This window comes from Erythrobacter donghaensis (assembly GCF_001557325.1).
GTDB lineage: Bacteria > Pseudomonadota > Alphaproteobacteria > Sphingomonadales > Sphingomonadaceae > Erythrobacter > Erythrobacter donghaensis_B.
In genome coordinates, this window is record NZ_LSJS01000302.1 from 67,351 (window position 1) to 74,831 (window position 7,481).

Consider the following 7,481-nt stretch of genomic DNA (forward strand, 5'->3'; position numbering starts at 1 on the left):
AAGGGCCCGAGCGCAAGCGCAGTTTGGGGTCTATCGGATTATTGGTTCGACTGGCCTTGCGATTGGCTCTGGCTCTGGCTGGAGAGCGGCTGCGCCTCGACCGCGACCCCCACGGTGAGCACCTGATCGGACGCGCCGATGCTGATGCCAGTCACCGGCGCGGCGTCGCGATAGTCGCTTCCGGTGGCGACGCGGACATAGCGCGGATCGGGCGAGATGCCGTTGGAGACGTCGAAACCGACCCAGCCCAGCCCCTCGACATGGGCCTCGGCCCAGGCGTGGGTTGCCTCCTGCTCGATCCGGTCGTCCATCAGGAGGTAGCCCGAGACATAGCGCGCCGGAACGCCGCTCGCGCGCACGGCGCCGATGAAGATGTGCGCGTGATCCTGGCACACCCCTGCCCCGTGCCCGACGGCTTCCTCGGCAGTGGTGGCCGAATGGGTGCGGCCGGCTTCATAGACGATCCGCTCGCGGATCAATGCGGAGAGCGCGTGGAGGAAATCGAGCGGCTTTCTGGTGTCGCTCGCCGGGACATCGCGCAGCAGGCCGCGCAGGCGTGGGCCGGGGCGGGTCAGCGGGGTCTGGCGCAGGAAGCTCCACAAGGGCAGGTGCCCCGAATGGCGACCGATCACCCCGGCATTGTCCTCGGTCTCGACCACCCCCTCGCAGGTCACCGTCACCTCGCGCGCGCCGGGCGTGAGGCCGACAAGCGTCACGTGGTTGAAATGCTGGTCGTCATACTGGAGCTCGGCATGGGCGTTTGCGAAGGTCATCCGCCAGTCGAGGATGCGCTGGCCCTGCGTTTCCTTCGGCGTCAGCCGCAGCCGCTGGAGCGCGTGGATCACCGGCTCGCCGAATGCGTAATGCGTGGTGTGGCGGACCTGGAGTTTCAGCTTGCTCATGCGTGGAACCGGTAATCCTCGGCGATCGCGCGGGCGATGGCGTTGTTGCGGGCGAGGAAATCGACCAGGAACTCGTGCAGCCCTTGCTCGAAGATCTGGTCGACGGTGAGGTGGCTGATGCGGGTGTCGGCCTCGCGCATCAGCGCGACCGCGCTGCCCTCCACGCCGTGGGTGCGGGCGAGCGCGCCGAGGCAATCGCGCAAGGCATTGCGGCAGAAGGCGAGGCTCCGGGGGAAACGGTCGTCGAGCACCACGAACTCGACGATCCCGCGCGCCTCGATCTGCCCGGCGTTGAGCCACGAATAGACCCGTGCCCCCGCGACCGAGCGCAGCACCTGTTCCCACTGCCCGGTATCGAGGCTCGATCCGACATAGGAGAGCGAGGGCAGCAGCAGGAAGTATTTCATGTCGAGGATGCGCGCGGTCGAATCGGCGCGCTCGATGAAGGTGCCCGCGCGGCTGAAATGGTAGCCCTCGTCGCGCAGGATCGACCCGTCGAAGGCGCCGTGCACCTGCGTGCCTGCGCGCCGGATTGCGGCCAGCACCTCGCCCACCATGGTCTGGCCGACCGGGCGCGCGAGCAGGCGGTCGATCCGCATCCAGTTCTCGTTCACCGCCTCCCACACGTCGGAGGAGATGTTGATGCGGCTCTCGCGCGCGTTCGAGCGGACGGCGGCGAACATGTTGCGGACATTGCCCGGGTTGGAGGGGCCGCGCAGCACGAAGTTCCAGACCGTGGTGCCGTCATAGCTGTCATGCGCGCTCTGGTAGGCGCTCTGGAGGCCGAGCGTCGCGATCACCGAGCGCCATTCGGCCTCGGCGGTGACGACATCGCGGGTCAGCGCCATGCGCAGCGCCGCCTCGAGCAGGCGCGCGGTGTTCTCGGCCCGCTCGAGATAGCGGAACATCCAGAACAGGCCGTTTGCGGTTCGCCCCAGCATGTCAGTCCTTCAGCACCCAGGTGTCCTTGGTGCCGCCTCCCTGACTCGAGTTGACCACCAGTGATCCCTTCTTGAGCGCCACCCGCGTGAGCCCGCCCGGGGTAATGTCGATGCCCTCGGGGCTGACCAGCACGAAGGGCCGCAAGTCGAGGTGCCGGGGCGAGAGGCCCTTGGCGGTGTAGATCGGGCAGGTCGACAGCGCGAGCGTGGGCTGGGCGATGTAATTGTCGGGCTTGGCGACCAGCTTCTCGCGGAAGGCGGCGATCTCGCGCCTGGAGGAGGTCGGCCCGATCAGCATCCCGTATCCGCCCGATCCGTGGACTTCCTTGACCACCAGCTCGGCAAGGTTGTCGAGCACATAGGCGAGGCTGTCCTTGTCGGCGCAGCGCCAGGTCTGGACGTTCGGCAGCAGCGGCCGCTCGCCGGTGTAGAATTCGACGATCTCGGGCATGAAGGAATAGATCGCCTTGTCGTCGGCGACGCCCGTGCCCGGCGCGTTGGCGATCGTGATCCCGCCCGAGCGGTAGACATCCATGATCCCCGGCACGCCCAGCACCGAATCCGGGTTGAAGGTGAGCGGATCGAGGAAGTCGTCATCGACCCGGCGATAGAGCACGTCGATCGGCTTGTAGCCGCGGGTGGTGCGCATCTGCACCCGCCCCTCGGTGACGCGCAGATCGCTGCCCTCGACCAGCTCGGCGCCCATCTGGTCGGCGAGGAAGGCGTGCTCGAAATAGGCCGAATTGAAGATGCCGGGGGTGAGCACCGCGACGGTCGGCTTGCCCCCGCCGAAGGCCGGCGGCACGCAGGCGGCAAGGCTCCTCGCAAGGCGGCGCGGATAGTTGGAGACGCTCTCCACCCCGATCCGGCTGAACAGATCGGGGAACATCCCCATCATCGTCTCGCGGTTCTCGAGCATGTAGGAGACGCCCGAGGGGGTCCGCGCGTTGTCTTCCAGCACGAAGAACTCGTCCGGCCCGGTGCGCACCAGATCGATCCCGACGATGTGGGTGTAGATGCCGCCCGGCGGGGTGAAGCCGACCATGTTGGCGAGCCACGCGTCGTTGCCGCGCAGCAGCCGCTCGGGCAGGCGCCCGGCGCGCACGATCTCCTGCCGGTGATACAAGTCATAGAGGAAGGAATTGAGCGCCCGCACCCGCTGCTCGATCCCGCGCGACAGCTTGCGCCATTCGCTCGCGGTGATGATGCGCGGCACCATGTCGAAGGGGATCAGGCGTTCCTCGGCCTCGTTCTCGCCATAGACGTTGAAGGTGATGCCGGTGCGGCGGAAGGTGTCGTCGGCCTCGCGGTTCTTGCGGCGCATCAGTTCGGGCGGCTGTTCCTCGAACCAGCGGCAATATTCGGCATAGGCGGGCCGCGTGTTGCCTGCCTCGTCGAACATCTCGTCGAAATTCCCGCCCCGCGCCTGCATCGACCCCCGCAGAATGACTGAGTTGCGTCACTCTAGCCCGCCTTTCGCAAAAGGAAAGCGGGCGGGGCATTTGACGTAGATCGCAGACAAAAGCGGTGCCTGAAATACAGCTAGCGACCATTAAGCCAACACACTCTCTCGGCTTGCGGGAGAGATACGCAGGCTTGGCAGCTTGCTGCCTAGCCGGAGTTGAGAGGGGGCCAAGCGCCGTGCCAGCCCCCTTTCCCAAGCCTCTCCCTCAAGGGGAGAGGGCCAAGAGGCGTTCACCCCCGCACGCTCTCCAGCTCGGCGAGCAGCGTCGAGATCACCTGCGGATCGTAGGTGAAGCCCATGTGGGTGCAGCGCACCGCCACCGCGCGGTCGCGTTCGCCGGGGCGGCCAGCGGCGCAGCGCGGGCCGATGACGCCGTCACTGGCGCTCCACAGCGCGACCGTCTCGACCGGGGGCTTGACGTGCAATTCGGCGGCGATCGGCGGGGCGTCGACCGAGTGCCCGGTGATGAACTGGTAGGCGCGCCACACGTTGTTGGCGCGCGGGGAACCGCTGAAAGGCGAGCCCATCGAGATCACCTTGGCGACGCTCCCCGGCTGACGCTTGGCGATCTCGCGCGCATAAAGCCCGCCGAGGCTCCAGCCGATCAGCACCACCTTGCGCCCGTGGCGCGCGTGAAGTTCGAGCAGGCGCTCCTCGATGGCGTCGAAACGCTCAGGGTCCGGGCCCCAGTTGCGGCCCAGCCCCCAGCGCTTGGTGATGTGCCCGGCGCTCTCGAGCGCCCGCGCGAGGTAGCGCATCCGCATCGGGTGGGTGGCGAACCCGGGGAGGATCATCGCCACCTGCGGGTTGTTGGTGGGCGCTATGTCGAGCTTGCGGCGCGGGCGGCGCAGCGGCTCGGCCAGCACCTCGGCCTCGCCCAGCAGGCGCATCAGGCGCGGCTTGCCGAGCTCGTGCTCCTCGGGGCAGGCCTCGCGCGCCAGTGCGACGCGGCGGGCGAAGAGCGTGGCGCTATAGGCCTGCTGCGCCTGCGCCCCGGCAGCCGTCGCCGCCGCCACCAGAGGTGCGGGCAGACGGGGCAGTTCGGGGAGGAAACGCTGCTGGGCCATGCCGCAGACCCAAGCAGGTTCGCGCTGAATGTTCAATTAATTGTAATACACGTAACAATTCCGACATATTTCACTTGACCGATGATTTCGCAGGACAATCCCCGATCCGCTCGTGCTTGATCGTCGCGCTCATCGTGCCCTGCCCGGTGCCCTCGAACGTGAGCGCCGTGGTCGCGGTGAGCTCCGCGCCGGTGCTCCGGATGGTGCCGGAAAGGCTCGTGCGCGTGGCGCGGCCTTGTGCATTGCACACCAGCACCGCGTCGAGCTTGCCGCCCGCGAGCGCGAAGGTCTCGTAGGCGCATTCGCCGTTCTGGCCCTGCTTGACCATTTCCTCGAAACCCTTGTCGACCTCCTCGGCGGTGAGACAATCCTCGGCGGTGGTGACGAGGCCGGCGCCGTGATCCTCCATTCCGGGCGGCATGCCGGGGATGTCGAGCCCGGTCATCGTGATGGTGGTCTTGTAGAGGCCGGGTTCGGGCTTCATCCCTTCGGCCTTGGCCTGCTTCGCCGCCTCGCCGATGCTGACCTTGCCGTCCCCGTCGGCGTCGGCATCGCCCCCGCCCGAACAGCCGCCAAGCAGGGCTGCGGCGGCAAGCGCGGTCACACAAATGGCTTTCATGTCGGCTCTCCTGTGGCTGTGCGTGCGAGCATAACCCCGATTGCGGCAAAGCGTGCCATGAAAAGCGTGCCCGCAGCCCACGCCGCCTTGCACGTGCCCGCTTTGTTCCCCATACACAGCCCCATGGCCGAACTCGTGATCCGCCGCGGACTGGACGAGCCCGAAACGGGCGCCGATTTCGTCCCGCACCGCCCTGCCCGCCCTGACAAGTCGATGGGCGGCATTCCGTTCAAGCTGGTCTCGGATTACGAGCCGGCGGGCGACCAGCCGACCGCGATTGCCGAATTGTGTGAAAGCGCGCTGGCGGGCGAGAAGACGCAGGTGCTGCTGGGCGTCACCGGCTCGGGCAAGACCTTCACCATGGCCAAGGTGATCGAGACGCTCCAGCGCCCCGCCCTGATCCTTGCCCCCAACAAGATCCTCGCCGCGCAATTGTATGGCGAGTTCAAGAGCTTCTTCCCCGAGAACGCGGTCGAGTATTTCGTCTCCTACTACGACTACTACCAGCCCGAAGCCTATGTCCCGCGCTCCGACACCTATATCGAGAAGGAGTCGAGCGTGAACGAGGCGATCGACCGGATGCGCCACTCGGCAACCCGGGCGCTGCTCGAACGCGACGACGTGATCATCGTCGCCTCGGTCTCGTGCCTCTACGGTATCGGCTCGGTCGAGACCTATTCGGCGATGATCTTCGACATCAAGGTGGGCGAGGTGGTCGACCAGCGCGAGCTGATCAGGAAGCTCGTCGCTCTCCAGTATAAACGCAATGACGCCGCCTTCACCCGCGGCTGTTTTCGCGTGCGCGGGGACAGCCTCGAAATCTTCCCCTCGCACTATGAAGACATGGCCTGGCGGGTCAGCTTCTTCGGCGACGAGATCGAGGCGATCAGCGAATTCGATCCGCTCACCGGCACCAAGGGCGCGAGCCTCGAGAAGGTGCGGGTCTACGCCAATTCGCACTACGTCACGCCCGGCCCGACGATGAAGCAGGCGGCTGCCGCGATCAAGTTCGAGCTGGAAGAGCGCCTCAAGGAGCTCGAAGCCGAGGGCAAGCTGCTCGAGCGCCAGCGGCTCGAACAGCGCACCAATTTCGACCTCGAGATGATCGCCGCGACGGGTTCGTGCGCAGGCATCGAGAATTACTCGCGCTTCCTCACCGGCCGCCTCCCCGGCGAGCCGCCGCCGACCCTGTTCGAATACCTCCCAGAAAACGCGCTGCTGTTCGTCGACGAAAGCCACCAGACCGTGCCGCAGATCGGCGCGATGGCGCGCGGGGACCATCGCCGCAAGCTGACGCTCGCCGAATACGGCTTCCGCCTGCCGAGCTGCATCGACAACCGCCCGCTCAGGTTCAATGAATGGGACGCGATGCGCCCGCAGACCTTCGCGGTCAGCGCCACCCCCGGCGGGTGGGAGATGGAGCAGACCGGCGGCGTCTTCGCCGAACAGGTGATCCGCCCCACCGGCCTCATCGACCCCCCCGTCACCATCCGCCCGGTCGAGGACCAGGTGCAGGACTGCATCACCGAGTGCAAGGCGACCGCGGCGCTCGGCTACCGTACGCTCGTGACGACCCTCACCAAGCGGATGGCCGAGGACCTCACCGAATTCATGCACGAGGCGGGCGTGCGCGTGCGCTACATGCACTCCGACGTCGAGACGCTGGAGCGCATCGAGCTGATCCGCGACCTCCGGCTCGGGGTCTATGACGTGCTGGTCGGCATCAACCTGCTGCGCGAGGGCCTCGACATTCCCGAATGCGGGCTGGTGTGCATCCTCGATGCCGACAAGGAGGGCTTCCTGCGCTCGGAAACCTCGCTGATCCAGACCATCGGCCGCGCCGCGCGCAATGTCGATGGCCGGGTGATCCTCTATGCCGACCGCATCACCGGCAGCATGGAGCGTGCGCTCGCCGAAACCGACCGTCGCCGCGCCAAGCAGCAGGCCTATAACGAGGAACACGGGATCACGCCCCAGACGATCAAGCGCAACATCCACGACATCGTCGCGCACACCGCGTCGCAGGATTCTGTGCTGGTCGACACCGGCGACGACGAGCGCAACAACCTCGTCGGGCACAACCTGCGCTCGTATATCGAAGACCTCGAAAAGCGCATGCGCGATGCGGCGGCCAATCTGGAGTTCGAGGAAGCGGGCCGGCTGCGCGACGAGATCCGTCGGCTTGAGGCTGACGAACTCGGCCTGCCGGACAGCGAGAAACGCGCGCCGATCGTCGGGCGCAGCAACGAGGGCAAGCCGGGGACGAGGAAGACGCGCTTCGGGAAGACGCGCTACAAGCGGATGGGTGGGAAGCCGTAAGCCGCCAAGGCGGGGCACCGCGACAATTCGCTTGCCTTGCCTTTGCCGAAATGATTTCTGACCGCTGCAGAAACAGGGGTCGATACATGTCACGATTCAAATACCTAATTGCATTCTCCGCACTCGCCACGCTGACCGGTTGCGGGGGAGGCGGAAGCTCTGGTGGGG

Annotated in this window: 6 protein-coding genes; 1 reads left to right on the forward strand and 5 read right to left on the reverse strand. The window is 66.6% G+C overall.

Translation table 11 applies throughout. The features are described 5' to 3' along the window. Nucleotides 1-38 precede the first annotated feature (38 nt). The 5 genes from AX692_RS17565 to AX692_RS17585 form a co-directional block, all read right to left on the reverse strand. Nucleotides 39-893, reverse strand: a complete 855-nt coding sequence (locus tag AX692_RS17565; RefSeq protein ID WP_073973929.1) for a transglutaminase-like domain-containing protein — start codon at nt 891-893, stop codon at nt 39-41. A 5-nt stretch (nt 894-898) separates the two neighbouring features. Next, a complete protein-coding gene (locus tag AX692_RS17570) occupies nt 899-1,843 on the reverse strand; it encodes an alpha-E domain-containing protein (protein ID WP_073973926.1) in 945 nt (314 codons plus the stop codon). Between the two features lies 1 nt (nt 1,844). Next, a complete protein-coding gene (locus tag AX692_RS17575) occupies nt 1,845-3,275 on the reverse strand; it encodes a circularly permuted type 2 ATP-grasp protein (RefSeq protein WP_073973925.1) in 1,431 nt (476 codons plus the stop codon). Nucleotides 3,276-3,538: 263 nt separating this feature from the next. Next, the gene (locus tag AX692_RS17580) at nt 3,539-4,375 is read right to left on the reverse strand and encodes an esterase/lipase family protein (RefSeq protein ID WP_155644986.1); all 837 of its coding nucleotides are present in this window, start codon (nt 4,373-4,375) and stop codon (nt 3,539-3,541) included. A gap of 70 nt (nt 4,376-4,445) precedes the next feature. Then, nucleotides 4,446-4,994: a DUF3617 domain-containing protein gene (locus tag AX692_RS17585; protein ID WP_073973924.1), complete on the reverse strand. Its 549-nt coding sequence runs from the start codon at nt 4,992-4,994 to the stop codon at nt 4,446-4,448. Nucleotides 4,995-5,117: 123 nt separating this feature from the next. Here AX692_RS17585 and uvrB point away from each other — a divergent pair, with 123 nt between their 5' ends. Beyond that, nucleotides 5,118-7,313, forward strand: a complete 2,196-nt coding sequence (gene uvrB, locus AX692_RS17590; protein ID WP_073973923.1) for an excinuclease ABC subunit UvrB — start codon at nt 5,118-5,120, stop codon at nt 7,311-7,313. Nucleotides 7,314-7,481: the final 168 nt, after the last annotated feature.

Bases quoted from the DNA above. Each gene is read 5' to 3' on its own strand.
- AX692_RS17575 (WP_073973925.1), bottom strand. From the start codon at position 3,275: ATGCAGGCGCGGGGCGGGAATTTCGACGAGATGTTCGACGAGGCAGGC.
- AX692_RS17580 (WP_155644986.1), bottom strand. From the start codon at position 4,375: ATGGCCCAGCAGCGTTTCCTCCCCGAACTGCCCCGTCTGCCCGCACCT.
- uvrB (WP_073973923.1), top strand. From the start codon at position 5,118: ATGGCCGAACTCGTGATCCGCCGCGGACTGGACGAGCCCGAAACGGGC.
- AX692_RS17570 (WP_073973926.1), bottom strand. From the start codon at position 1,843: ATGCTGGGGCGAACCGCAAACGGCCTGTTCTGGATGTTCCGCTATCTC.
- AX692_RS17585 (WP_073973924.1), bottom strand. From the start codon at position 4,994: ATGAAAGCCATTTGTGTGACCGCGCTTGCCGCCGCAGCCCTGCTTGGC.